Here is a 25,798-nt window from a genome sequence, read left to right as displayed (position 1 = left end):
ACGCAACTGACTGCTTGTCGTTACATGGCCGGTATTTTACAGCCATTTTCACGCTAAGCCAAATTTTTTTACCGCCTCACAACTTTGCGATGATCGGGTGGCGATCCAGCGCTTTGGCCTTCCAGGATTTCCACTTCGCCGGCACTTTTTCAAGCACCGCATCCGCTTCTTCCTCGGTTGCCACCGCACTGAACACGCAAGCACCGGAGCCAGTCATCCTGGCATCACCGTAAGCACTGAGCCATTCTATCGCCTCTGCCACCGGCGGGAATAACTTCGTTGCTACCTGCTGCAAGTCGTTCTTTCCAAACCCTTTAAAACCGTTTCGTTTTTCGAGGTGGCTGGAAAAGTCCGTTATTATGACGACCGGAGTGTCCCTTGTCAAATGTTCTGAGCAAAAAATTGCAGCCGTCGGCACGGCGACGCCCGGTTCGATGACGACATACCAACAATCCGGCGCCCGCACCGGCCGCAGGGCCTCGCCCACGCCCTCGGCAAACGCGGTCTGGCCGAAGATGAAGAACGGGATGTCCGCGCCCAGCGGCAGGCCCAGCGCCATCAACTCCTCCTTGCTTAGACCGGCCTGCCACAAATAGTTCAACGCCATCAGCGTGGTGGCCGCGTCGGACGAGCCGCCCCCCAGGCCGCCGCCCATGGGCAGCACCTTGTCGATGGCGATGTCCACGCCGCGCGGCAGCGCGCCTTGGCGGCGCAGCACCTCGGCCTGCAGCAGGCGGGCGGCGCGGATGATCAGGTCGCTGTCCTCCGGCACGCCGGGCAGGTCCGTCACGCGGCGGATCTGCTGGTCGTCGCGCAGGTCGAAGTGCAGCGTGTCGCCGTGGTCGATCAGCTGGAACACGGTTTGCAGCAGATGGTAGCCGTCGGCGCGGCGGCCGTTCACGTGCAGGAAAAGGTTGAGCTTGGCCGGAGCCGGGCAATTCTTCAGAGAGTTCATGGTGCTTCTTATTCTGTGGCCGGACGGATGGCGATGCGTATCGTCAAATCATCCACCTGCCCCGCGCCCAGGCGCGTGAGGTCGATGCGTTTCGGTTGCGGCACGGGGGCTTTGTCGTCTTGCCAGGTGACGTATTCGACCTTCCAGCCGTCGCGCGTGACCACCGTGTCGTTGGCCGGCGAGGCGACGAAGCGCTTGCCGCCGGCGTCGGTGGCGTAGCCTTGCAGCCATTCGCGCAGGCCGGACACCGGCAGCGTCCAGCCCAGCGTCTGCGTGGTCAGCGCGTCGAGGTCGGGCGCGGTGCGCGGCGGCTTGCCGGCTTGCTTGAGCGTGGCCGCTGCCGGCGTGACGCTGATGACGGCGATGATCTGGCCGAGCGGCGAGATCAGCGTGACCTCGGTGGCGGCCCTGCTCTGCTGCCAGGTGAAGCTGCCGGTCATCGGTTCGCGCTTGCCGTCGCGGGTGTAATTGATGGCGATGCCGCCGCCCAGTTCGATGTTGTCGCGATATGGCGCGACCACCGCGGCCGAGCGCGGCGCGGAGGTGGTGGCGCAGCCGGCCAGCACGGACGCGGCCAGCGCGGCGGCCAGCACGGCGGCCGGGGCGCGGCGGCGCAGGTTCAATAAAGTCATCGGGTATCGCTTACAGGCTTTGGTTCAAACGGGCGAGCGTGCTTTTCAGCGCGTCGTTCTTCGGGTCTTTGGTCTGGGCTTCCTGCCACATCTTCTGGGCGCCGGCCTTGTCGCCCTTGACGAACAGCACCTCGCCCAGATGCACGGCGATCTCGGGATCGCTGCGCAGGGCGTAGGCGCGGCGCAGCATCGCCTCGGCCTCGTTCAGGTTGCCCATGCGGTACTGCACCCAGCCCATGCTGTCCATGATGAAGGGATCGCCCGGCGCCATCTTCATGGCCTTGTCGATCAGCGAGTACGCCTCCGGCAGGCGCTCGTTGCGCTCGGCCAGCGAGTAGCCCAGCGCGTTGTAGGCGTGCTGGTTGTCGGGCGCGGCGATCATCACCTGGCGCAGCGCCTTTTCCATCAGCTCCAGCTGGCCCAATTTCTCGGCCACCAGCGCGAAGTCGTACAGCAGGTCGGGATTGTCCGGGTAGCGCTTGACGGCGTTTTCCAGCACCGCGTAGGCGGCGCGGTGGTCGCCGGCGTCGCGCAGGATCTGCGCGTCGGCCTGGAATATCTGCGCCTGGTCGGCGGCCTCGGATGGCTTCAGCTCGGCCAGCTGCTTGCGGGCTGCGTCGACGTCGCCCTTGCGGGCCGTCAGCTGCGCCATCTTCATGCGCGCGGCCAGGTAGATTTTCTCGTCGGCGCCGTCGACCTTGTCCAGCCAGTTGTAGGCCGCGTCCAGGTCGTTGCGCTGCTCGGCGATCTGCGACAGTATCATCAGCACCTTGGACGGATCGCGCTCGTCGTTCGGATGGTCGGCCAGCACCTTGACGAAGTCGGTGAAATACTTCTCCGCGTTCGGGACGTCGTTGGCCTGCATCGCCATCACGCCCAGCGCGTACAGCGTGGCCATATTGTCCGGCTGGTCCTTCAGCAGGATCAGGAACTGCTGGCGGGCCAGCTCGGTCTGCTTGGCGTCGGCCAGGATGCGGGCGTAGGCGGCGCGCACCTCGCGCGACTTCGGATACTTGTCCAGGAAGGTGGACAGCACCTTGAGCGCGGCGTCGATATCGCCCGACACCTGCGCCGTGGTCAGGATGGCCAGCTCGGAATCGGGCTTGATGCGCAGCGCCTGTCCGGCCTCGGTGCGGGAGCGCTCGGCGTCGCCCAGCGCGAAGGCACCCTGCGCCAGGATCAGGTGGCTTTCCAGCGTGTCGCTGTACGGCGCCAGCACGCGGTCCTCCAGCGCGAAGGCGGCGGCCTTGTCCTTGGCGCGCAGCAGGAACTGCTGCATCTGGAACATGGCCAGCGGCCGCGCCTGCACCGGCGCGGCCTTCAGCCGTTCGACGAAGATCTGCTCCGCCTCGCTCAGATCGTCGTTGACGACGGCGAAGCCGAGGAAGTATTGGGTGGCCTCGTCCGAGTCCGGTGCCAGGCCGCGCCACAGGCGGATGGCCGACAGCGCTTCCGGTCCCTGCTTGGCGGTCAGCGCCATCTCGGCGGCGCGGCGCGCCAGGCGCGGATCGCGCGTCTGCTGGGCCAGCGCCAGCATGGTGATGTACGGCCCCTGCCAATTGCCCTGCTTGAATTCCAGCTCGGCCTTGGTGATGCGGAACAGCATGTCGCTGGTGAGATCGACATTGGGCAGCGCCTCCTCGGCCGGCGCCGGTGCGGCGGCGACCGGCGCGGCGCCCTCCCCGGCCGCATCGGCAGGCGCGGCGGCGGCTGGCTCCGCCTGTTTTTGCGGCGCGACGGCGCACGCGGACAGCAAGGCAGAGAGGGTTACAATGGCGAAAGCGTTTTTCAAGGGAAGATCCTGGCAAGTCGGCAAAAGGTACGGAAGCAATCGGATTTTACGCTCAACACACCGATCGCGTCTTTTGACTAGTGTAACCAAATATTCCGCCGCAGCCAGAGTGTGTCCGCTCATTATTTCGACTCATAACCATCCAGATGCCAGAATTACCAGAAGTTGAAGTCACCCGGCGCGGCGTCGCGCCGCACATCGAGGGACGCACCGTGCATCAGGTGGTGCTGCGCCGCGAGGGCCTGCGCTGGCCGTTTCCGGCGCAGCTGCCGCAGCTGCTGGCCGGCCACCAGGTGCTGCGCACCGGCCGCCGCGGCAAGTACCTGCTGCTGCATTTCGACCATGGCACGCTGATCATCCACCTCGGCATGTCGGGCCACCTGCGCATCATGCCGGGCGGGATAGTCCCGGAGAAACATGATCATTTCGACCTCGTGGTCGAGACCCCGGACGGCCTGCAAGTGCTGCGCATGAAGGACCCGCGCCGCTTCGGCGCGGTGCTGTGGCACGACCACGCCGACGGCCTGCTGGAGCACCACGCGCTGCTGCGCGAGCTGGGCGTGGAGCCGCTGGAGGCGGGCTTCACCGGCAAATTGCTGTACGATCAAACCCGGCAGCGCAGCGCGCCGGTCAAGCAGGTGCTGCTGGCCGGCGACATCGTCGTCGGCGTCGGCAATATTTATGCTTCGGAAAGCTTGTTCCGGGCCGGCATCAACCCGAAGACGCCGGCCAGGCGCATCAGCCTGGCCCGCTACGAGAAGCTGGCGCAGGCCGTGCGCGAGATCCTGGCCGAAGCCATCGTCCAGGGCGGCAGCACGCTGCGCGATTTTATTAGCGTCAACGGGCAGTCCGGGTATTTCCAGCAGAGTTATTTCGTCTATGATCGTGCGGGTGTCCCCTGCAAGGTGTGTGCGGCGCCGATACGGCAGATCAAGCAGGGGCAGCGGTCCACGTTCTACTGTGTGAATTGCCAAAAATAAGGGCGGAACATGATGGCCAGGGATTTCGAACAGTACAGCGCCTGGAGGCAGGGCGTGGTCACCGCGTTGAAAAATTATCAATCGTGGGTGGCCGGAGCGTCCCTGACCGACGCCGCCACCGACCAGCGCATCGTGCGCACCTTGGCGCGCCTGGCCGACGATAAATTGTCGGTGGCCTTCGTCGCCGAATTCTCGCGCGGCAAATCGGAATTGATCAACGCCATTTTCTTCGCCGACTACGGCCAGCGCATCCTGCCGTCCGCCGCCGGCCGCACCACCATGTGCCCGACCGAGCTGATGTACGACGCCAGCTACGCGCCGTCGATCCGCCTGCTGCCCATCGAGACGCGGGCCGAGAACCTGTCCACCAGCGACTACCGCGACCAGCCGGCCGCCTGGACCGTGCTGCCGCTGAACCTGGACGCGGGCACGGACATGCACGAGGTGTTCAAGCAGGTCAGCATGACGCGCCACGTGCCGGTGGAGGAAGCCAAGCGCTACGGCCTGTACGACGAGGAAGACCCCGACATGCCGGTCACGCTGGACGACGCCGGCATGGTCGAGATTTCGCTGTGGCGCCACGCCATCATCAACTTCCCGCATCCGCTGTTGAAGCAGGGCCTGGTGATCCTCGACACGCCCGGCCTGAACGCGATCGGCACCGAGCCCGAGCTCACGCTCAACCTGATCCCGAACGCGCACGCGGTGCTGTTCATCCTGGCCGCCGACACCGGCGTGACCAAGAGCGACATCGAGGTCTGGCGCAACCACATCGGCGCCGGCGCCGGCCGGCTGGTGGTGCTCAACAAGATCGACAGCATGTGGGACGAGCTGCGCAGCGAGGCCGAGGTCAACGTCGAGATCGAGCGCCAGCAGGCCAACGTGGCGCACGTGCTGGCGCTGGAGCCGCGCCAGGTGTTCCCGGTGTCGGCGCAGAAGGCGCTGGTGGCCAAGATCACGCAGGACGCTGCGCTGCTGGAACGCAGCCGCCTGCAAACGCTGGAGGATGCGCTGTTCAACGAGCTGATCCCGGCCAAGAAGGAAATCGTGCGCAAGCAGCTGGGCGAGGAACTGCAGGCGCTGAGCGCGGCGCAGCTGGCGATGGTGAACGCGCGCAGCCGCGGCATCGTCGAGCAGCTGCACGAGCTCAAGAGCCTGCGCGGCAAGAACCAGAGCGTGATCGCCCACATGATGCGCCGCATCGACGTCGAGAAAAAGGAATTCGACGCCAGCCTGTTCAAGCTGCAGGCCACGCGCGCCGTGTTCACGCGGCTGTCGACCGAGCTGTACACCTGCATGGGCATGGACATTGTGCGCGACGACATCGAGCAGGTGCGCGAGGAGATGCAGCGCAGCCGCTTCTTCACCGGCGTGCGCGAGGCGGTGCGCAACTACTTCGAACGCATCCGCGCCAGCCTGGGCGCGGCCGAGCACAAGACGCTGGAAATCAGCGAGATGATGGGCGTGATGTACCGCCGCTTCTCCAACGAGCACGGGCTGACGCTGGCGCTGCCGATGCCGTTTTCGCTGGACCATTACCGCGACGAGATCGCGTCCATCGAGGCCATCTACTACAAGCAGTTCGGCACGGCGACCCTGCTGACCACCAGCCGCGTGGTGCTGATGGAGAAGTTCTTCGACACCATCGCCTCGCGCGTGCGCGGCTGCTTCCGCGCCGCCAACAATGACGCCGAGGCGTGGCTGAAGGTGATCATGGCGCCGCTGGAGGCGCAGATCCGCCAGCACAAGGATCAGTTGAAACACCGGCTGGCGTCGATCCAGCGCATCCACGATGCGACCGACAGCCTGGAACAGAAAATCGACGCGTTTGAAGGCAGCCAGCAGGAGCTGGAGGAGCAGAAGGCGCGGCTCAATGAATTGGCGGGGCAGATCAGCATCGCCATCAACGCGGAATTCGTGGCGCTGGACGCCGCCGCTTAAAGTACGGGAACAGAATGAAGGTTGTGGAAGTAGAGAATTTTGCGGACCCCAGTTTCTCGGCCGATCTGATCGGCTGGCAAAAAGTGCATGGACGCCATGTGCTGCCGTGGCAGAACACGCGCGACGCGTATCTGATCTGGCTGTCGGAAATCATGTTGCAGCAAACGCAGGTGTCGGCGGTGCTGGGCTATTACGCGCGCTTCCTGGAGCGCTTCCCCACCCTGCGCGATTTGGCGGCGGCGCCGGTCGAGGATGTGATGGCGCAATGGAGCGGACTGGGCTACTACACGCGGGCGCGCAACCTGCACAAGTGCGCGCAGCGGGTGGTGGCGGAGTATGACGGCGTTTTTCCTTCCGATCCGTCGCTGCTGGCGGAGTTGCCCGGCATAGGCCGTTCGACGGCGGCGGCGATCTCGGCGTTTTCCAGCGGCACGCGGGCGGCCATCATGGACGGCAACGTCAAGCGGGTGTTCGCGCGCGTGTTCGGCATCGACACGTATCCCGGTGAGCGCAAGACCGAGGAGGCGATGTGGCGCCGCGCCGAGGCGCTGTTGCCGGAGCAAGGCATCGAATCGTACACGCAGGGCTTGATGGACATGGGCGCGACGCTGTGCACGCGCAGCAGTCCGTCGTGCGAGCGTTGCCCGATGCAGGCGCGCTGCGTGGCGTTTTCCACCAACCGCACCAGGGACCTGCCGGTGCGCAAGCCTAAGAAGGCCAGCCCCGAGAAACACGCGGTGATGCTGGCGATTATCGACGGCGGCCAGGTGCTGCTGGAGCAGCGTCCGCCAAGCGGGATATGGGGCGGTTTGTTGTCGCTGCCGGAATTGGATGGCCATCTGCTGGCCGAGGATGACGAGGTGGAGGCGGTCGATGACGATGCATTGATGCTGGCGGTGGGCAAGTTCGGCGAGATGGAATCGCACGAGCGGCTGTCGACGGTGACGCATGTGTTCACGCACTACAAGCTGCACATCGCGCCCTACCGCGTGACCTTGGCGCGGCGGCAGGCGATGGCCGCCGAGTCCGGCCACGTCTGGTACGACGCCGCCAAAATCCCCGACGCCCCGCTGCCGGCGCCGATCAAGAAACTGCTATTGGAATTGGTAGGCGACAGCAAGGCCGCGCAGCAAAGGATGTTCTAAGGCCAGAGTTTAACGACACTAACCACCACGCTGGAAATTGAAACGAACGCAGCGACGGCCCATACCGTCATGCGCGTTTCCAACTTCGCCAAATACAACTTCAAATCGGCGATATCCCCCTTGGTCGCGTAATTGGCCTGGATGGCGGAGACCTTGGCCTCAAGTTTGGCCAAGTCATCCTTGGTCGCAAAAATGGACTGAAAGGCGGAAACCTGGGCCTCAAGTTTGACAAGGTCTTCCTTGGTAGCGTAATTTGACTGGATGACCGAGACCCTAACCTCAACCTTGGCAACGTCTTCCTTCGTGGCGTGACGCGGCAGCGTGGATGCCGTGTCCGCGACAAGGACGGCGACCTCTTTTTCCACCGAGGTCAGCCGCCGATCCAGTTGGGTGATTTGCTCGTCCATCCATCCATCATGCGCCGAACACCGTTGATGCTCAAGACCGCACGATTGAGCCCACTCAAAGCTCTTCGAGCGAGAAAAGCCGGCGGTGTTCGCGGATGGCGTAGCGGTCGGTCATGCCGGCGATGTAGTCGGCGATCTTGCGCGCCTGCTTGCCGACGTCGCCCGATCTTTCCTGATAATCCGGCGGCAGCAGCACCGGCTCGGCCATGAAGGCGTGGTACAGCTCGCGCACGATGCGGCTGGCCTTCACCCGCATCCGGTTGACCTTGTAGTGACGGTAGAGATTCTCGCGCAGGAAGCGCTTGAGCTCGGTCGCGTCCTTGCGCATCGGATCGGAAAAACGGATCAGCGGCGGCGCCGCGCGCACCTCGTCCAGACTCTTCGGCGCGGCATCCGCCAGCAGCGCGCTGGAGGTGACGATCAAATCGTCGGCCAGCGCGGTGATCAGGCGGCGCAAGGTCTCGTAGATCGCGCGCCGTCCCGACAGGCCCGGGAAGGTCTGTTGCACGTCGCGCCACAGCCGCTCAAAGAACGCCACCTGCTCCAGCTGCTCGATGCTGATCAGGCCGGAACGCAGGCCGTCGTCGATGTCGTGGCTGTTGTAGGCGATCTCGTCGGCGAGGTTGGTCAGCTGCGCCTCCAGCGACGGCTGGGTGCGGTCGATGAAGCGCTGCGCCACCGGCCCCAGCAGGCGCGCATTGTTCAGCGAGCAGTGCTTGAGGATGCCCTCGCGGGTCTCGAACATCAGGTTCAGGCCGTTGTAGGCGCCGTAGTGCTCCTCCAGCTCGTCCACCACGCGCAGGCTCTGCAGGTTGTGCTCGAAGCCGCCGTGGTCCTGCATGCATTCGTTGAGCACGTCCTGGCCGACGTGGCCGAAGGGCGTGTGGCCCAGGTCGTGCGCCAGCGAGATGGCCTCCACCAGGTCCTCGTTCAGGCGCAGGTTGCGCGCCAGCGAGCGGCCGATCTGCGCCACCTCCAGGCTGTGCGTCAGCCGGGTGCGGAACAGGTCGCCCTCGTGGTTGAGGAACACCTGGGTCTTGTATTCCAGCCGGCGGAAGGCCGAGGAATGGATGATGCGGTCGCGGTCGCGCTGGAACTGGCTGCGCGAGGCGTGCGCGGTCTCGTCGAAGCGGCGCCCCACGCCGCCCGCCGAATGGGCCGCGTACGGGGCGAGGAATTCGTCGGGCAGCATGGCGGCCCCCGCTTAGACGCAGGCGGCCAGCGTGGCCAGCAGCAGCGCTTGCGGCGCGTTGGTGATGCTGGGCGCGCCCAGCGGCTTCAACAGGATGAACTTGATGGCGCCGCCCTCGTTCTTCTTGTCCACCTCCATCAGCTCCAGCCAGCGCGCCACGCCCAGGTCGGGCGCCTTGACCGGCAGGCCGGCCGCCGCCACCAGCGCGCGCATGCGCGCCACAGTGGCCTCGTCGACCAGGCCCATGCGGTGGGACAGGTCGGCCGCCATCACCATGCCGCAGCCGACCGCCTCGCCGTGCAGCCATTCGCCGTAGCCCAGGCCGTTCTCGATGGCGTGGCCGAAGGTGTGGCCGAAGTTCAGGATGGCGCGCAGGCCGCCCTCGCGTTCGTCCTGGCGCACCACGTCGGACTTGATCTCGCACGAGCGGGCGATGGCGTAGGCCAGCGCGCCCTTGTCGCGCGCCATCAGCTTGCCGATGTTGGCCTCGATCCAGTCGAAGAAGGCGGCGTCGATGATGGCGCCGTGCTTGATCACCTCGGCCAGGCCGGCCGACAGCTCGCGCGCCGGCAGGGTTTCCAGCGTGGCCGTGTCGGCGATCACCGCGCGCGGCTGGTAGAACGCGCCGATCATGTTCTTGCCCATCGGATGGTTGATGCCGGTCTTGCCGCCCACCGAGGAGTCGACCTGCGACAGCAGCGTGGTCGGCACCTGGATGAAGTCGACGCCGCGCATATAGCTGGCAGCCGCGTAGCCGGTCAGGTCGCCGATGACGCCGCCGCCCAGCGCGACCAGCGTGGTCTTGCGGTCGGCCTTGGCGGCCAGCAGCGCGTCGAAGATCTGCATCAGGCTGGACCAGTTCTTGTACTCCTCGCCGTCCGGCAGCACGATGGAGGTGACCTGCTTGCCGGCCTGGCGCAGGCCGGCCTCGACGCGCTCCAGGTACAGCGGCGCGATGGTGGTGTTGGTGACGATGGCGACCTTGTCGCCGTGCACGTGACGGGCCAGCAGCGCGCTGTCCTGCAGCAGCGCCGGGCCGATCGAGATGGGATAGCTGCGCTCGCCCAGCTCGACGTTTAACAGGATGGTGGATTCTTCGTTCATCGTTGGTTCGGCTTGTGTGACGCAGTTGGGCGAAGCCTCGCAGGCCCGGGTCTCCAACTGGGTCAGGATGGATTGAACCATCGATTGTACGTTAGGTCGCCCGGTATCGATGACGATATCGGCGATTTCCATGTACAGGGGATCGCGGGCCGCCATCAGCTCTTCGAGTTTTTTGCGCGGATCGGCCGTCTGCAGCAATGGCCGGTTCTTGTCGTGCGCGGTGCGCTGCAGGATGCTGTTGACGGTGGCGCGCAGGTAGATCACGGTGCCGCGCGCCTTCAGGTAGGCGCGGTTGTCCGGGTTCAGGATGGCGCCGCCGCCGGTGGCCAGCACCAGTTCCTGCTGGGCGGTCAGCTCGCGGATGACGTCCGCCTCCCGCCGGCGAAAGCTTTGCTCGCCTTCAATTTCGAAGATCCACGGGATCGAGGCGCCGGTGCGGGCTTCGATCTCGTGGTCGGAATCGATGAAACGCAAACCCAGCTTGCGGGCCAGGATGCGGCCGATGGTGGTTTTTCCTGCCCCCATCAGGCCGACTAGAAACACATTTGGCATGAACGTTAATTGGAGTTGCTACACGAAGTTGAGGTGCCGTACGGGCTGCTGACGCCCGGCGGCGGCTGTGTTTTGGTCGCGTAATCCACCGCGGCGCCCGGCAAGTGTACCAGAGCCGTGTAGGAAGACTCAGTGCCATTTGCCTGGCCGCGGATGGTCAGGTTCAGATCGAGCCAGTTGGCGCGGTCCTTGAAGTAGGTCAGCGAGACCAGGCCCTGGCCCTTGGCGTCGGTGGTCACGCTCGGCGTGACGGTGACCGGTATGCCCGGGGTGAGCTTGCCGTCGCCGTTGAAATCCTCGCCCGGGTCCAGGATGCCGTTGTTGTTGAGGTCTTCGTTGGCGCAGCCCAGGTGGGTCAGCGGCTGCCAAGGCCCCTGCGGATCGGGGTAGAACAAGGTGCCCTTGAAATACGCCAGCGGCAACGCCGAGGCCGTCAGCTTGACGCCGGGCACCGCGTTGCCGGCCGCGTCGGTCACCAGCACGGCAAAGTCGAGCTGGTACAGCGTGGTGTTATCGGGCGGAATGATCACGGTGTTGCCGGTGCCGGCGCTGATGAACAGCGATTTCTGCGACACCGTCAGATTGGCGACGGCGCTGGCGCCGGAACCGCCGATCAGCTTGGCCTGCACCTGCACGCCGTTGAGCGCCGACGGATTGCTGCCGGCGACAAAGCTGACGGTGGCCGCGCCGTCGGCGCCGGTGATCACCACGTTCGGCTGGGTCAGCGTGCCGCCGCTCGGATCGGCAACGATGGAGAACGCCACGGTGGCGTTCTTGACCACGTTGTTTTGCGCGGTGCCGTCGCGCACCACCGCGCGCAGCGTGGTCTGCTGGGAGGTGCTGCCGGCCGGATTGACGCCGATCACGGCCGGATCGGCCTGCACCGAGACGGTGGCGATATTGGTCAGCGGGGCGACAAACTCCAGGTCGGTCTGGGTGTTGAGGATGCCGGAGGTGGCCGTCAGCGTGGCCACGCCGGGGCCGTTGGCGTTGACGTAGGCGGTGGCGGCGCCGTTGACCAACGGCATGGTCCCGCTGAGCTTGGTGGTGCAGCGGGCATCGCTGTACACGTCGCCGCGCGAGGTGTTGACCGTGACGTTGCCGACCGGGCCGCCGCTCACGGCGACCTGTTGGCAGCCGCCGATGTCCGCGACGGTCTCCACGTTGCCGTTGAGGTCGAGCACCTTGATGGCGAAGGTCGAGGAGTTGATGACGATGCCGACCGTGGCGATCTCGCCGCCGGCGCGCACGGTGATCTGGTCGGCCGAGCCGCCGGCCGCGGCGTAGGTCAGCACCAACTGGCCGGCCGAGTTGGTGACGGCGCTGCCGCCGCCCTTGACGGTGAGCGCGTTGGCGTTGGAGCCGAAGGTCACCGCCTTGCCGCTCAAGCCGTTGCCGGCCGAGTCGACCAGCTTGACGGTGACGTCGGCGCTGGCGCCGACGTTGATGGTCGGCTGGGCGTTGATGGTCAGCTTGTTGCCGGCCACGTTGACCACCGCCGTCACCGGCGTCGCCCCCGGCGCGCTGGCCGTGACCTTGATCGCGCGCGAGGTCGGATCGCCGCCCGTGCCCAGCTTCTCGGTCACCAGGCCCTGGGCGTTGGACACCCGGTTGGTCACGGACAGGCTGCCCGAGTCGGCCTTGAGGTCGACCGTCACGCCGGCCATGGCGGCGTTGTTGGAGTCGCGCACCAGCACGATCACATCGACTTCATTGCCGGCCGTGCCGACCGAGGCCAGCGTGCCGGCGGAGGTGGTCAGGGTCAGACTGGGCACCGCGCTGACCACGTCGACCTTGATCTCGCTCGACTTGACCGCGCCGCCGTTGGCGCTGGCGGTGATGGTGATGGTGCGCGGGGTGGAATCGCCCTTCACGCTGAGCTTTTCGACCACTTGGCCGGAGGCGTTGGTCACCCGGTTGGTGCTGCTGATGGTGCCGGAGCTGGCCGTGAAGTTGACCGTCTCGTTCGGCAGCGCATTGCCGCCGGCATCCTTGACGATGGCCGTCAGGGTGACCTCGGTGCCGTCCAGGCCGGACGAGGCGATGGTGGCCGCGCTGGCCGTCAGCACCACGCTGGCCGCCTTGGACGGCGTCACGCCGTTGCCGTTGGCGCCGGCCGAGCCGCCGCCGCCGCCGCAGGCGGACAAAACACTGGCGCACGCCAGCATGGCCAGCCATCCGGTGATTTTTTTCATAATGCGAGTTCCCATAGTGTGCGTAAAGTAAGCCTGCGATGCGGTGCTGCGGCCTAGCGGGTCGACAGCCGCTCGGCGACGATCTTCGGCGTGATAAAGACCAGCAGTTCCGTCTTGTCGTTGGTGCGGCTGTTGCTGCGGAACAGATAGCCGAGCACCGGCACGTCGCCCAGCAGCGGCACCTTGTCGGTGGTGTTGCGCTCGGTCTGCTGGTAGATCCCGCCCAGCACCACCGTGCCGCCGTTCTCGACCATGACCTGGGTCTTGACGTGCTTGGTGTCGATGGCGAAGCCGGCGCGGGTTTCCTGCCCCACGCTGTCCTTGTTGACGTCGACGTCGATGACGACGTTGCCGTCCGGCGTGATCTGCGGCGTCACCTCCAGCCGCAGGTTGGCCTTGCGGAACATGATCGAGGTGGCGCCGCTGCTGGTGGCCACCTGGTAGGGCAGCTCGATGCCCTGCTCGATCAGCGCGATGGCCTTGTCGGCGGTGATCACGCGCGGGCTGGAGATAATCTTGCCGGTGCCGTCCGCCTCCAGCGCGGACAGCTCGAGGTTGAGGAAGCGGTTGGCGGCCGACGAGAACAGGCTGACCGCCAGGTTGCCGGCCTGGGCGCCGTTGATGGCGCCGGCCGGCAGGTTGATGAACTGGGTGTTGGTGTAGCTGTCGTTGCCGGCCTTGATCTGGCCGGTCGTCTCGCCCACGCCGGTGATGTTGCCGCCGATGGCCACGCGGGTGTTGCTGGTGCCGAGCTGGTAGCCGGAGTCGCCGCCGCGCTGGGTGCGCAGGTCGGCAAAGCCCAGCTTGGCGCCGAGGTTGCGGGTGAAGGTGTCGCTGGCCTCGACGATGCGGGCCTCGATCAGCACCTGCTTGGAGGCGATGTCGGTCTTGGCGATCAGCTTGCGGATGTCCTCCAGCTTGGAGGCGATGTCGGTGATGAACAGCTGGTTGGTGCGCGGCTCGATGATGGCGCTGCCGCGCTTGGACAGGATGCGGTTCTTGCTGTCGCCGCCGCCCTCCAGCCCGAACACGGTCTTGAAGGCGTCGGCCTTCTGGTAGTTCAGCTGGAAGATTTCGGACTTGAGCGGCTCCAGGTCGGCGATCTGGGCGCGCTGCTCCAGCTCCAGCTTTTCCTTGGTCAGCAGTTCCTCCTTGGGCGCGATCCACAGCACCGAGCCGTTCTTGCGCATGTCCAGGCCCTTGGCCTGCAGCACCACGTCCAGCGCCTGGTCCCACGGCACCTCCTTCAGGCGCAAGGTCAGGTTGCCGCTGACGCTGTCGCTGGTGATGATGTTCAGGCCGGAGATGTCGGCGATCGCCTGCAGCGCCGCGCGCACCTCGACGTTCTGGAAGTTGAACGACAGCTTCTCGCCGCGGTAGCCCTGGGTGCCCTGGGTCAGCTTGTTCGGGTCCTCCTTGATCGGCTTGACGTCGATCACCAGCTGGGTGTCGCTCTGGTAGACGGTCTGTTCCCACAGGCCGCGCGCCTCGATCGTCATGCGCGTGTTGTCGCCCTGCGGCACGGTGGTCACCAGCGCCACCGGGGTGCCGAAGTCGCTCACGTCGAGCCGGCGGCGCAGGCTTTCCGGCACGCCGGTCTTGAGGAAGTCCACCACCACCCCGGTCGGGGTCTGGCGCACGTCCACCGCCACCTGGCTGTTGGGCAGGTCGACCACCACCCGGCCCTCGCCGTTGGCGCCGCGGCGGAAGTCCATGTCGCGCAGCAGTTGACGGCCGGCCGGCGCGGCGCCCGAGCTCGCGCTCGGGCCCACCGGCAGGCCCTTGGCGTCGACCGCCTGGGCCAGGCCGCCGGAGCCGTCGATGGTCAGGATGACGGCGTTGCCGTCGATGGCGGTGGCGTAGTTCAGGCTGCGCTTCAGGTTGAACACCAGGCGCGAGCGCTCGCCGGCCTGCACCACGTTCACGCCGCGCAGCTCGCCCAGGTTGAGGTCCTGCACGGTCTTGCCGGTGGCGTTGGCGGTGGCGCCGAAGTCCAGCGCGATGCGCGGCGGATTGGTGATGGCAAAGCCGATCGGCAGTCTGGCCGGCGGGTTCTTCAGCGCGATCTTGACGATCACGTTGGAACCCTGCTGGTTGGCGGTGATCGCTTCGATGGCGTTGGACGGCGGCGCTTCCGGCGCGCCCTGGGCACGGGCGGCGCCGGCCAGCTGCATGAGGAGGGCGAGCACCGCCATCCAGCTGGCGACGGCCAGGGCGCGCCGGGGCGTGATGTGAGCGGTCATTTGGTGTTCTCCTTGCTTTCCTGCAGTTCCAACTTGGACATGCGTTCGACCCAGTCGCCGCCCGCATCCTGTACGATTTCCTTGACGCTGACGCTGTTGTCGTTGATGGCGGTGATCAGGCCGAAGTTCTGGCCCACGTGCTGGCCCGCCACCACGTGGTACAGGCCGCGGTCCACCTGCAGCAGCGCGTACAGCACGCCCTTCTGCTGCACGGTGCCGACCATCTTGACGGTGTCGAGCGGGAAGCTCTCCAGCAATTCCTTGCGCCGCTCCACGTCCGGCTTGATGCCGTTGCTGCCCCTGGCCGAGGCCTTGGCCAGCTCGGCGAGCAGCTTGTTGGGGTTGAAGGGGTCGATGGCGTCGGCCTGGGCGTAGGCGAAGGGGATGAAGGTCTTGGGTTCGGCCAGGGGCGGCACCGCCACCTTGGCTTGCGCGTCGACCTGCTTCATCCACGCGCGCACTTCCTGCACATCGCTGTCGCCGCAGCCGGCCAGCAGCGCCAGCAAGGGGGCCAGCAACATCGCGGGGGTCAGGGTTCTCATGATTTTTTCGCCGCTTTTTTCTTGTCGGCGGCGGCCTTGCGCTGCGCGCTGACCTCCTCCGGATCCAGGTAGCGGAAGGTCTTGACCACCGCCTCCAAGGTCAGCACGCCGTCCTTGCCGGCGTTCAGGCTCATGTTGTTGAGCGTGACGATGCGCGACAGGTTGGCCATGTTGCCGGCGAAGGCGCCGATGTCGTGGTAGCTGCCGGTGACGCGGATGTCGATCGGCAGCTCGGCGTAGTAGTCCTTGACCACCACCTGGGCCGGCTTGAAGGACTCGAACTGCAGGCCGCTGCCGGTGCCGGCGCGGCCGATGTCCTTGAGCAGCGCGTCCATCTCGGCCTTGCTCGGCAGCTGTTTCTGCAGGCGCTCGACATACTGGTCGACCTGCACCTTCTGCGCCCGCAGCGCCTCCAGGTTGACCGCCTGGGCGGTCTTGAACTTGTACTGGTCGCGCAGCTTGATCTCGGCCTGGGCGCCGGCCTCCTGTTCGTCGAACTGCGAGCTCCAGTAGCCGAAATAACCGGCCGCCACCACGGCGGCCATCACGCCCACGCTGCACAGCACGCGCGGCGCCAGCGGCCACTGGCCCGGATGGCGCCCGCCGAGGTTGCGGAACTGGCCGGCCAGCTGCTCGCCCAGCGCGTTGATGTCGAGCCTGGCCATATTATCCGCGCTCCTGGCTCTTGGCCTGTTGTGCGGCGGCCGGGACGCCGCCCTTGCCCTTGGCGCCGGTGGCGGCCGCATCCTTGTCGCGCGGGCGCTTGATGTTGACCGACAGGTTGAACTCCACCACCTTCTTGGCGGTCTTGCCCTGGCCCAGTCCGGTGGACTTGACTTCGATCAGTTCCGGCCGCTCCAGCCATGGCGACACGCCGGCCAGGTTGCCCAGCAGTTCGGACACCCGCTCCTGCGATTGCGCGTAGCCGCCGATGGCCACCTTCTGGCCCTCCTGCTTGAAGCCCTTGAGGTAGACGCCGGCCGGGATCTGCTTGACCAGTTCGTCGAGCAGGTAGACCGGCTGGTTGCGGTCGCCCTGCAAGTCCTCCACCGCCTGCTGGCGCGCCTTGAGCGCCTCGATCTCCTGCTTCAGCGTGGCGATCTCGGCGATCTTCTTGTCGAGGCCGGAGATGGCGGTCTTGATCACCTGGTTGCGTTCGTTCTGGATGGAGATTTCGCGGGCGTTGTAGCCCCCCACCAGCAGCACCACGCCGACGCCGACGATGGCGCCCAGCGCCAGCAGCGCGAAGAAGGCGGCCTTCTTCTGCTTGCGCTTTTCTTCGCGGTGGGGCAGCAGATTAATTTTGATCATCAGCCGAACCTCCGCAGGGCCAGGCCGCAGGCGACCAGGTAGGCCGGGGCGTCGCTGCGCAGCTGCGACTCGCGCACCGTCGAGCCCAGCTGCATGCCCTTGAACGGCGAGATCACGGCGCTGGAGATCTTGGTGCGGCTGGCCACCATTTCCAGCAGGCCCGGCAGCAGCGCGCAGCCGCCGGCCAGGAACAGCTGGTCGACCCGCGTGTACGGCGTCGAGGTGTAGAAGAACTGGATGGCGCGCGTCACTTCCAGCGCCGCGCTTTCCAGGAAGGGCGTCAGCAGCTCGGCGTGGTAGTTGTCGGGCAGGTCGCCGGATTTCTTGCGGGCCTCGGCCTCGTCGTAGCTCAGGCCGTAGGTGCGCACGATGTCCTGGGTCAGCGCGTTGCCGCCGAAGGGCTGCTCGCGCTCGTAGACGGTGGCGCCGTCGAGCATCACGGAGATGTGCGTGACCTGGGCGCCGATCTGGAACAGCGCCACCACCTGGCCGGCGCCGGCCTCCGGCAGCTGGGCGGTCACGCGGTCGAGCGCGGCGCGGGCGGCGTAGGATTCGATGTCCATCACGGTGGCCTTCAGGCCCGAGGCCTCGGCGATGGCCACGCGGTCCTCGACCTTTTCGCGGCGCGAGGCGGCCAGCATCACCTCGATGTCCTCGGCCGAGTTGGCGGCCGGGCCGATGACGTCGAAGTCCAGGCTGACCTCGTCGAGCGCGAACGGGATGTACTGGCTGGCCTCGGATTCGACCTGCACTTCCAGCTGGTCTTCCGACATGCCGGCCGGCAGGATGATTTTCTTGGTGATGACGGAAGCGGGCGGCATGCCCAGCGCCACCAGCTTGGTGCGGGTGCCGCTTTTCTTCCAGACCCGGCGCACGGCGTCGACCACCTGGTCCATGTTCTCGATATTGCCGTCGACCACGGCGCCGCGCGGCAGCGGTTCGGCGGCGTAGCGCTCCAGCCGGATCTCGCCCTTGCCGCCCTGCGCCAGCTCGACCAGGCGCACGCTGGAGGTGCTGATGTCGATGCCCACCAGCGGCGGATTGCCCTGTCCCAGCAGCGCCTTGACAGCTATCATACGAGCCACCCGGCGCCATGGCAGGCGCCCGTGCTTCTTTGCCGCCGAATCAATATTCGAACAGTATGCATTTAGGAACTCGTTTGAAAACCAGCGTTTAGACCGCTTATCTATGACCGTACATTAAATCCTGCCTATATAAGTGTAAAGGTATTTCTATTGTGCACAATTGCATGGGTGTGAGGGTTTCACCACACTTTTCCGGCGCCGCGTGGCCGCAAAAACAACTCAGTTGCTTTGTTGCTTACGGGTAAAGATTCCTGTCCACGGGCAGTGCGCGCCGCGACCCTTGCCTCGCTTATAATGGCCCGCAAACATAAACTGAGAGATCGCACTGCATGGCTTCTTCTTCCAATTCGGCTCCTCCCCCCTCGAATCCGCCCGGCGCCGCCGGCAAACCGGCGGGCAAACCCGCCACCCGCTTCTTCCTGCTGGCCGGCCTGTCCGTGGTCGGCCTCGGGCTGGTGGGCCTGCTGCTGGTGGTGTTCGGCCTGGCGATGGCCTACCCCAACCTGCCCGAGCTCGACACGCTGACCGACTACCGTCCGAAGATGCCGCTGCGTATCTTCTCGGCCGACAACGTGCTGATCGGCGAGTTCGGCGAGGAGCGCCGCAACCTGGTGCGCATCAAGGACATCCCCGACGTGATGAAGAAGGCCGTGCTGGCCATCGAGGACGACCGCTTCTACGAGCACGGCGGCGTCGACTACACCGGCATCCTGCGCGCGGCCGTGCACAACGCCACCGGCGGCGCCAAGCAGGGCGCGTCCACCATCACCCAGCAGGTGGCGCGCAACTTCTTCCTGTCGAGCGAACAGACGCTCAAGCGCAAGGCCTACGAGGTGCTGCTGGCCTGGAAGATCGAGAAAAACCTCAGCAAGGACCAGATCCTCGAGGTGTATATGAACCAGATCTACCTGGGCCAGCGCGCCTATGGTTTCTCGTCGGCCGCACAAATCTATTTCGGCAAGAACCTGAAAGACATTAGCGTGGCCGAGGCGGCCATGCTGGCCGGCCTGCCGAAGGCGCCGTCCGCCTACAACCCGGTGGTCAATCCCAAGCGCGCGCGCACCCGCCAGCAGTACATCCTGCAGCGCATGCACGAGCTCGGCTACATCACCGACAAGCAGTTCGAGGAGGCCAAGGCCGAGCCGCTGAAGGTCAAGACCGACAGCAGCGAGTTCGGCGTGCACGCCGAGTACGTGGCCGAGATGGCGCGCCAGCTGGTGTACGAGCAGTTCAAGGAGGACACCTACACGCGCGGCCTGAACGTGTTCACCACCATCACCAAGGCCGACCAGGACGCCGCCTACCTGGCGCTGCGCAAGGGCGTGATGGACTACGAGAAGCGCCACGCCTATCGCGGCCCGGAAGCCTACATCGACATCCCGCAGAACAAGGAGGAGGCGGACGACGCCATCGAGACCGAGCTGGCCGACCATCCGGACAGCGACGACATCGTGGCCGCCATGGTGCTGGCCGCCACGCCGCAGCTGATCACCGCCGTCACCGCCACCGGCGAGGAAATCAAGATCAGCGGGCCGGGGCTGGAGATGGGCCGCTCGTGGCTGTCCGACAAGGCCGCGCCGAACAAGCGCATCCGCCGCGGCGCGGTGATCCGCGTCATGCAGGAGGGTAAGGACTGGCAAGTGACGCAGCTGCCGGAAATCGAATCGGCGTTTGTCGCGGCCGACACCCACGACGGCGCCATCAAGGCCATGGTGGGCGGCTTCGACTACAACCGCAGCAAGTTCAACCACGTGACCCAGGCCTGGCGCCAGCCGGGCTCGTCGTTCAAGCCCTTCATCTACTCGGCCTCGCTCGAGCGCGGGCTGTCGCCGGCCACCATCATCAACGACGCGCCGATCTCGTTCGACGCCGGCCAGACCGGCGGCCAGGCCTGGGAGCCGAAGAACTACGACGGCAAGTACGAAGGCCCGATGACCATGCGGCGCGGCCTGACCAAGTCCAAGAACATGATCTCGATCCGCATCCTGCACAAGATCGGCGCCAAGTACGGCCAGGAGTACACCACCCGCTTCGGCTTCGACGCCGACAAGAACCCGCCCTACCTGACGCTGGCGCTGGGCGCGGGCAACGTCACGCCGCTGCAGATGGCCGGCGCCTACGCGGTGTTCGCCAACGGCGGCTACAAGGTCAGCCCCTACCTGATCTCCAAGGTGACCGACGCCGACGGCAAGATCCTGTCGCAGGCCAATCCGGACAAGGCCGGCGACGAGAAGAACCGCGTCATCGACGAGCGCAACGCCTTCCTGATGGACAGCATGCTGAAGGACGTGGTGCGCTTCGGCACGGCGACCAAGGCGCTGGTGCTCAAGCGGCCCGACCTGTCGGGCAAGACCGGCACCACCAACGATTCGATCGACGCCTGGTTCGCCGGCTACCAGCCGCACCTGGTGGGCATCGCCTGGATCGGCTACGACCAGCCCAAGAACCTGGGCAACCGCGAAACCGGCGGCGGCCTGGCGCTGCCGATCTGGATCGGCTACATGCAGAAGGCGCTGAAGAATATCCCGATCGAGGAAAGGGCGGTGCCGGAAGGCGTGATGCTGGTGGGCGACGAGTACTACTATGCGGAGAATCCGCCGGGCACCGGCGTGCACAATATCGACGGCGCCTCGCACGGCACGCCGGCGGAAGAGAAAGCCAAGGACGCCGTCAAGAACGAACTGTTCTGACGACGGCGCCCGGCCGGCGGCATCAGGGCTTGATGTCGCCGGTGATCACCTTGGCCAGCAGCTGCTTGCCGAGCAGGTCGGAGGCCTGCGGCATCAGGTGGCCGTAGTCGTAGCTGGTGATGCCGGTCATCGGATCATCGCCCAGATAGGTCATGCAGCCGTCCTGGTTGCAGAAGAAATCCATCAGATTGACGAACACCGCGTGCTCGCTCTGCGGGAAGCCGGCCTGCAGCGCCGCGTTCTTCGCCATCAGCTCGCGGTCGATGCCGTGGAAGGTGCGGCGCGGCTTGGTCAGCCACAGGTCGGTCATCATCAGCTTGGGCAGGTTTTCGGTCCAGTGCGGATCGGGGCCGGTGAACACCACCTTGGGCACGCCCATGGCCTGCAGGCGGTCGGCGATCCGCTTCATGCCCTCCAGCGTGTGGCCGAGGTTTTGCGCCACCACCACCACGTCGGGATGGGTGTCGGCGATGGTCTTGAGCGCGAACCAGCTGTTCTGCGTGCACTGGTCGACGCCCGAGGGCTCGGTCGCGTCCAGGGTCGGCACGCAGCCGGAGCTGGCCACCTGCAGCACCTGCCAGTCGGCCGGCAGGTTGTTGCGGATGCCGAAGGACAGCTGCTCGGCGTGCGAATCGCCCCACAGCAGCACCGCCTTGGGCTTGGACGGATCGCGCCGGTAGCAGCGCTCGTCGATGGCCGGACGCGGCACCGAATCGATGCGGCCGGCGCGGTACTTGGCGATGTCGAAGAATTCGCATTCGACGTGGTACTTGTCGGGGATGCCGACGCGGAAGAAGAAACGCCACTCGGCCGGGTTGTTTTCAAAATACGCGGCATACGCCTGGCGGTCCTTCATGCGGAAGCCCAGGCCGTCGCGCTGATAGGTCTTGTAGCCGACGCCGGCCACGGCCAGCATCAGCACCACCAGCACCACGGTCTTGACGCGCTGGCGCCCGCCGGCGCGGATCGGCCGCTCCAGCAGGCGATAGCTGAGCCAGGCCAGCGCGATGGCGGCCGCCACGGCGCCGGCGCGCAGCGCGGCCGACGGCGCGGCACGCTCGACCATGCGGGCAAACACCAGCAGCGGCCAGTGCCACAAGTACAGCGGGAAGCTGATCAGGCCGAACCACACCAGCACGCGGCTGCCCAGCACCACGCGGTTGAACCAGGCGCGGCTGCCGGCGGCGATGATCATGGCCGCGCCCAGCGTCGGCAGCAGCGCCCACCAGCCGGGGAAGGCGCGCTCCTGCGTGATGCGCAGCAGGCCAACCAGGATCAGGCCGGCACCCAGCAGCGACTGCACGTCGCGCCAGACGGTGCCGTCGCGCGGCTGCGCTTGGGCATAGATCACTTTGCCCAGCCAGCCGTCCAGCGCCGGCTGCCAGCGGCCCAGCAAGGTGTGGCCGCGCAGGGTCAGCGCCGCCAGCGCCGAGCCGGTCAGCATCTGCCAGAAGCGCGTCTGCGGCGAGTAGAAGGCGCGCACGGCGTCGCCATGCACGGCGGCCACGTTCAGGCCGAAGGAAAGCAGGCCCAGCACGATGGAGGCGGTGAGCAGGTTGAAGCCGCGCCGCGCCGCGAACCACAGCAGCGCCGGCCAGACGATGTAAAACTGCTCCTCCACGCCGAGCGACCACAGGTGCAACAGCGGCTTGGTGTGGGCGGCGTTGTCGAAATAGCCGCTTTCGCCCCACAGCACGTAGTTGGCGACGAAACCGGCGCCGCCGGCCATGTGCTTGCCCAGCTGCTTGTATTCGTCGGCCAGCAGCACGAACCAGCCGGCCACGAAGCAGGCCGCCAGCACCAGCAGCAGCACCGGGAAAATGCGGCGCACGCGGCGGCCGTAGAAGTCGGCAAAGCTGAAGCTGCCACGCTCGAGGTTGCTGATGATGATGGTGCTGATCAGGAAGCCGGAGATGACAAAAAAGATGTCGACGCCGATGAAACCGCCCTTGAGCGCATCGGGGAAGGCGTGGAAGATGACCACGCACAGCACGGCGACGGCGCGCAGGCCGTCAATGTCCGGGCGGTACTTGGGGTGGACCGGCGCGCCGCCGTGCAACGCGGCGGCCTCGTGGTGGACTTGCTTTTGAAAGTGATTCATTAACAGTGGGCAGAATGGACTGGATAGCAATTTTACTATAGCCCTGCCGCACCACCGTCCTGCGGGCGCCGCCGGTCAGCCCAGCACGACCGGGCTGCCGCCCTGCGCGCTGACCATCTCGGACAGCGAGTAGAACAGCTCGGAACCGTCGCGGGTGTTGAGCCACTTGCCGTCCTTCTGCTTGTAATGATAGCCGCCCGAACGGGAGGCCACCCACAGCTCCTGCATCGCTGCCTGGCTGTTTACGATGATCTTGGAACCATTGTCGATAAACTCGATTTCCAGCACGTTGCCGCTGCGGCTGCACTCGACGTCGACCATGTCCTCGTCGTTCAGACGGTCCAACGCGGCCTCGATGGCGCTAAGGGTGGCTTCTGCCTGCGCCAGGAATTCTGATTCGCCCATGCTACACTCCAGTATCTATAGTCAATCCGTGATTTTATCGTGAAGTCCACATTCCGTTTATTTATCGGCACCGTTTGCGGCACAACCGCCCTGTGCCTGACCGTCTTGTTGAGCGGCTGCGGCCAACCCGGCCCGTTGTACCTGCCCAAGGCTCCACCGGCCAAGCCTGCCAAGAGCACTGAAGCTGCCCCGGTTCCATCCACTCCAGTACCTCAACAATAATCCTTATGTCGCAATTTTCCTATGTAAATGGCGTGCTGCACGCCGAGGGCGCCTCGCTGGCCGCCATCGCCGCGCAGTTCGGCACCCCGACCTATGTGTACTCGAAGGCGCAGCTGCTGGCCAATTTCGCCTCCTACGCCGACGCCTGCGCCGGCCGCGACGCGCTGGTCTGCTACGCCATGAAGGCCAACTCCAACCTGGCCATCCTGGACCTGCTGGCGCGCCAGGGGGCCGGTTTCGACATCGTCTCCGGCGGCGAGCTGCTGCGCGTGCTGGCGGCCGGCGGCGATCCGCGCAAGGTGATCTTCTCCGGCGTCGGCAAGAGCGTCGACGAAATGCGCCTGGCGCTGTCGCACGACATCCTGTGTTTCAACGTCGAATCGATCCCCGAGCTGCACCGCCTCAACGAAGTGGCCGGCGCCATGGGCAAGACCGCGCGCGTGTCGCTGCGCGTGAACCCCAACGTGGACGCCAAGACCCATCCCTACATCGCGACCGGCCTGAAGGCCAACAAGTTCGGCGTGGCCTTCGACGACGCGCTGGACACCTACCGCGCCGCGGCCAAGCTGCCGCACCTGGAAGTGGCCGGCATCGACTGCCACATCGGCTCGCAGCTGCTGGACGACGCGCCGCTGCTGGAGGCGCTGGACCGCCTGATCGAGCTGATCGACAAGCTGGGCGACGAAGGCATCGTGCTGCACCATCTGGACATCGGCGGCGGCATCGGCATCAACTACGGCGAGGCGGGCGAGGCGCCGCCGGTGCCGGTGGGCGACTACCTGGGCCGCCTGTTCGCCCGCGTCGACGCCTGGCGCGCGGCGCGCTACGACGGCAAGCCGATCAAGGTGATCTTCGAGCCGGGCCGCTCGATCGTCGGCGACACCGGCGTGCTGCTGACCAAGGTGGAATTCATCAAGCACGGCGAGGAAAAGAATTTCTGCGTGGTCGATGCGGCCATGAACGACATGGCGCGTCCGGCGCTGTACCACGCGTGGATGGACATGCAGCCTGTGGTACAGGGCAAGGCTGGCGCGCTGGCCTACGACGTGGTGGGGCCGATCTGCGAATCGGGCGACTGGCTGGCGCGCGACCGCGAACTGGCGGTGGAAGCGGGCGACCTGCTGGTGATGCACAGCGCGGGCGCGTATGGCATGACGATGGCGTCGAACTACAACACGCGTGGCCGGGCGGCGGAGATCATCGTCGACGGCGAGGTGTGCCATGTGGTGCGCCAGCGCGAGAATCCGGCCGACCTGTACGCGCTGGAATCGCTGATCAAGTAAGCCGGTCAGCCAGCAAACCAAAGCCGCCCGCCTCGCCGCCGGCGGCTTTTTTCATGCGGGCTGAGGGTCGGCAAAGATATCCTGAATGCTATGGGCATCAAAAATACGATCAAACCAACGATCCAGGTCGTCTATTTCGGCCCATTCAATGCGCTTATTCAGTTTTCGCGGCAGCGTGCCAAACCGCTTAACAAGCAGCTTTTTCAAGCACTCGCGCTGCACATAGAGTTCAGCCTCATAACGCCATGCATCCGCAAAACTCTTGATTTCAGGAACAGCCATAGCCCGCCCCTCCATGACGATGCGATCAAATTCGATAATACGCTCACGCGCAAGGCCCTGCAAACGACGCGCGGCCCAGCGGCTTAACAGCGGCAAAATTTGCGGGCTCGACTTAAATTCCGACAGACCTGACCACCGCTCGATTTCTTCGATAACATCCGCTCCAGTTTGCATGCGCTCAACGCGGAATGCCATGGCGGCAAAATTCTTGATGGCCGCCAGAGCGACATCGGGCAATCGCGATTGGTCTATCAGCAGATATCGCTGAAATGCTTGCAGCGGCTGAAGATCGGACGGCACCGCAACAATCAACTCTGCCAAACTCAGGTTGGCTCGCCAAGGTTTGGCGCCGTTGTACAGCACCAAGGGAAACACTGGAGGCAGTCTTCCCGGTTGAGGCAACTCGTGGCGCTTGATCAGGTCTTGATAAAGCAAGCCGATATAGACCTGCATGCGCAGCGCCATCCAGTGATCGGAGCGGGATTGGAATTCGAGCAGCAGGTAAATGTAAATCCACTCGCCGGCCAGGCGCACACGCCAAACCATGTCGCTGTGGCGGTGGTGACCGCCGTCGCTGACGTAGCTGCCGTTGACGCGCTCGAAGCTGTCGAGGTCCAGCTGCCGCACCCACTCGCCCGGCACGAAGCCCAGCAGCAGGTCGCGCACCATCTCTGGATACGCGAACAGTTGCTTGTATGCGGTATCGTCCTCGCTGGCCATCGGCCCAGTGTAGCGAGGC

The 25,798-nt window shown here is 65.6% G+C and carries 21 protein-coding genes; 6 read left to right on the top strand and 15 right to left on the bottom strand.

Going from position 1 to position 25,798, the window contains the following annotated elements; genetic code table 11:
- Positions 1 to 76: 76 nt before the first annotated feature.
- From ispE to AC07WS_RS04185, 3 genes are read right to left on the bottom strand one after another with little or no spacing between them, the layout of a single operon-like run.
- Entirely contained in the window at positions 77 to 955 is an 879-nt protein-coding gene (ispE, locus tag AC07WS_RS04195; RefSeq protein WP_494727826.1) for a 4-(cytidine 5'-diphospho)-2-C-methyl-D-erythritol kinase, read from the bottom strand.
- An 8-nt stretch (positions 956 to 963) separates the two neighbouring features.
- Complete coding sequence (locus AC07WS_RS04190; protein WP_494727825.1) at positions 964 to 1,587, bottom strand: outer membrane lipoprotein LolB; 624 nt, start codon at positions 1,585 to 1,587, stop codon at positions 964 to 966.
- 10 nt (positions 1,588 to 1,597) lie between these two features.
- Positions 1,598 to 3,379, bottom strand: coding sequence for a tetratricopeptide repeat protein (locus tag AC07WS_RS04185; RefSeq protein ID WP_494727824.1), 1,782 nt, complete (start codon positions 3,377 to 3,379; stop codon positions 1,598 to 1,600).
- A gap of 146 nt (positions 3,380 to 3,525) precedes the next feature.
- Between AC07WS_RS04185 and mutM the strand changes: the two genes are divergently transcribed.
- From mutM to mutY, 3 genes are read left to right on the top strand one after another with little or no spacing between them, the layout of a single operon-like run.
- On the top strand, positions 3,526 to 4,359 hold the full coding sequence (gene mutM / locus AC07WS_RS04180) for a bifunctional DNA-formamidopyrimidine glycosylase/DNA-(apurinic or apyrimidinic site) lyase (RefSeq protein WP_494727823.1): 834 nt from the start codon (positions 3,526 to 3,528) through the stop codon (positions 4,357 to 4,359).
- 12 nt (positions 4,360 to 4,371) lie between these two features.
- Positions 4,372 to 6,300, top strand: coding sequence for a dynamin family protein (locus AC07WS_RS04175; RefSeq protein ID WP_494728047.1), 1,929 nt, complete (start codon positions 4,372 to 4,374; stop codon positions 6,298 to 6,300).
- Between the two features lie 14 nt (positions 6,301 to 6,314).
- Positions 6,315 to 7,445 (top strand): A/G-specific adenine glycosylase, encoded by a 1,131-nt coding sequence (gene mutY, locus AC07WS_RS04170; protein ID WP_494727822.1) that lies wholly within the window; start codon positions 6,315 to 6,317, stop codon positions 7,443 to 7,445.
- Here mutY and AC07WS_RS04165 read toward each other — a convergent pair.
- Genes AC07WS_RS04165 through AC07WS_RS04125 form a run of 9 tightly spaced genes read right to left on the bottom strand, consistent with a single transcriptional unit; the run spans position 7,442 to position 18,067 of the window.
- The gene (locus AC07WS_RS04165; protein WP_494727821.1) at positions 7,442 to 7,852 is read right to left on the bottom strand and encodes a hypothetical protein; all 411 of its coding nucleotides are present in this window, start codon (positions 7,850 to 7,852) and stop codon (positions 7,442 to 7,444) included. The two genes, mutY and AC07WS_RS04165, sit on opposite strands and share 4 nt — an antisense overlap.
- A 55-nt stretch (positions 7,853 to 7,907) precedes the next feature.
- Positions 7,908 to 9,044, bottom strand: coding sequence for a deoxyguanosinetriphosphate triphosphohydrolase (locus tag AC07WS_RS04160; RefSeq protein WP_494727820.1), 1,137 nt, complete (start codon positions 9,042 to 9,044; stop codon positions 7,908 to 7,910).
- Between the two features lie 12 nt (positions 9,045 to 9,056).
- On the bottom strand, positions 9,057 to 10,700 hold the full coding sequence (gene aroKB, locus AC07WS_RS04155) for a bifunctional shikimate kinase/3-dehydroquinate synthase AroKB (RefSeq protein ID WP_494727819.1): 1,644 nt from the start codon (positions 10,698 to 10,700) through the stop codon (positions 9,057 to 9,059).
- A gap of 5 nt (positions 10,701 to 10,705) precedes the next feature.
- Positions 10,706 to 12,895 carry a beta strand repeat-containing protein gene (locus tag AC07WS_RS04150; protein ID WP_494727818.1) on the bottom strand — a complete coding sequence of 730 codons (2,190 nt, stop codon included), beginning with the start codon at positions 12,893 to 12,895 and terminating at the stop codon, positions 10,706 to 10,708.
- A gap of 53 nt (positions 12,896 to 12,948) precedes the next feature.
- Complete coding sequence (locus AC07WS_RS04145) at positions 12,949 to 15,138, bottom strand: type IV pilus secretin PilQ (protein ID WP_494727817.1); 2,190 nt, start codon at positions 15,136 to 15,138, stop codon at positions 12,949 to 12,951.
- Positions 15,135 to 15,680 carry a pilus assembly protein PilP gene (locus tag AC07WS_RS04140; protein WP_494727816.1) on the bottom strand — a complete coding sequence of 182 codons (546 nt, stop codon included), beginning with the start codon at positions 15,678 to 15,680 and terminating at the stop codon, positions 15,135 to 15,137. The genes AC07WS_RS04145 and AC07WS_RS04140 overlap by 4 nt, the downstream gene beginning before the upstream one ends.
- Positions 15,677 to 16,345 carry a type IV pilus inner membrane component PilO gene (locus AC07WS_RS04135; RefSeq protein ID WP_494727815.1) on the bottom strand — a complete coding sequence of 223 codons (669 nt, stop codon included), beginning with the start codon at positions 16,343 to 16,345 and terminating at the stop codon, positions 15,677 to 15,679. The genes AC07WS_RS04140 and AC07WS_RS04135 overlap by 4 nt, the downstream gene beginning before the upstream one ends.
- A 1-nt stretch (position 16,346) precedes the next feature.
- Positions 16,347 to 16,991, bottom strand: coding sequence for a PilN domain-containing protein (locus tag AC07WS_RS04130; protein WP_494727814.1), 645 nt, complete (start codon positions 16,989 to 16,991; stop codon positions 16,347 to 16,349).
- Entirely contained in the window at positions 16,991 to 18,067 is a 1,077-nt protein-coding gene (locus AC07WS_RS04125) for a pilus assembly protein PilM (protein WP_494727813.1), read from the bottom strand. Before AC07WS_RS04125 ends, AC07WS_RS04130 begins: the two co-directional genes overlap by 1 nt.
- 338 nt (positions 18,068 to 18,405) lie before the next feature.
- Here AC07WS_RS04125 and AC07WS_RS04120 point away from each other — a divergent pair, with 338 nt between their 5' ends.
- Complete coding sequence (locus AC07WS_RS04120; RefSeq protein ID WP_494727812.1) at positions 18,406 to 20,766, top strand: penicillin-binding protein 1A; 2,361 nt, start codon at positions 18,406 to 18,408, stop codon at positions 20,764 to 20,766.
- Positions 20,767 to 20,788: 22 nt separating this feature from the next.
- Here the strand turns inward: AC07WS_RS04120 and AC07WS_RS04115 are convergent, their stop codons facing one another.
- Positions 20,789 to 22,867: an acyltransferase family protein gene (locus tag AC07WS_RS04115; RefSeq protein WP_494727811.1), complete on the bottom strand. Its 2,079-nt coding sequence runs from the start codon at positions 22,865 to 22,867 to the stop codon at positions 20,789 to 20,791.
- Between the two features lie 75 nt (positions 22,868 to 22,942).
- Positions 22,943 to 23,272: an iron donor protein CyaY gene (gene cyaY, locus AC07WS_RS04110; RefSeq protein WP_494727810.1), complete on the bottom strand. Its 330-nt coding sequence runs from the start codon at positions 23,270 to 23,272 to the stop codon at positions 22,943 to 22,945.
- Between the two features lie 39 nt (positions 23,273 to 23,311).
- Here cyaY and lptM point away from each other — a divergent pair, with 39 nt between their 5' ends.
- A complete protein-coding gene (lptM, locus tag AC07WS_RS04105; protein ID WP_494727809.1) occupies positions 23,312 to 23,494 on the top strand; it encodes an LPS translocon maturation chaperone LptM in 183 nt (60 codons plus the stop codon).
- Positions 23,495 to 23,499: 5 nt separating this feature from the next.
- Entirely contained in the window at positions 23,500 to 24,777 is a 1,278-nt protein-coding gene (gene lysA / locus AC07WS_RS04100) for a diaminopimelate decarboxylase (RefSeq protein WP_494727808.1), read from the top strand.
- Between the two features lie 51 nt (positions 24,778 to 24,828).
- Here the strand turns inward: lysA and AC07WS_RS04095 are convergent, their stop codons facing one another.
- Positions 24,829 to 25,779, bottom strand: a complete 951-nt coding sequence (locus AC07WS_RS04095; protein WP_494727807.1) for an Rpn family recombination-promoting nuclease/putative transposase — start codon at positions 25,777 to 25,779, stop codon at positions 24,829 to 24,831.
- Between the last annotated feature and the right edge of the window lie 19 nt (positions 25,780 to 25,798).

Source organism: Duganella sp. GW821-FHT01E12 (assembly GCF_059422325.1).
This window is presented reverse-complemented; position numbering and strand designations above follow the sequence as displayed.